Raw genomic sequence first — 287 nt, 5'->3', positions numbered from 1 at the left:
TTCCTGATCCGCGAGAAGCTCATTCCTTGCCTAGAGTTCGAGTTGGGGAACGGATTCGTGCACCGTGAGCACCACGCCTCGCCCGGATACTACGACGGAAGGTACTGGACAATGTGGAAGCTGCCCATGTTCGGGTGCACGGACCCCGTGCAGGTGCTGAAGGAGCTCGACGAGATCATCGACCTCCACCCGAACGCGTTCGTGAGAATCGTTGGGTTCAACAACATCCGCCAAGTGCAGGTCACCAGTGTCATCGCCCACAGGCCCCCAGGCTACTAAGCATGCAT

Annotated in this window: 1 protein-coding gene; it reads left to right on the top strand. The window is 58.5% G+C overall.

Translation table 11 applies throughout. The annotated features are described in order from the left end of the window. Positions 1-279: RuBisCO small subunit-like domain-containing protein (locus D2V08_RS18115; RefSeq protein WP_119606293.1), on the top strand; the 279-nt coding region annotated here is incomplete at its 5' end. Positions 280-287: the final 8 nt, after the last annotated feature.

The sequence above is a fragment of the Flagellimonas lutimaris genome (genome assembly GCF_003581615.1).
Lineage (GTDB): Bacteria > Bacteroidota > Bacteroidia > Flavobacteriales > Flavobacteriaceae > Flagellimonas > Flagellimonas lutimaris.
The sequence above is the reverse complement of the archived record's forward strand: the minus strand, read 5'-3'. Positions and strand labels throughout refer to the sequence as shown.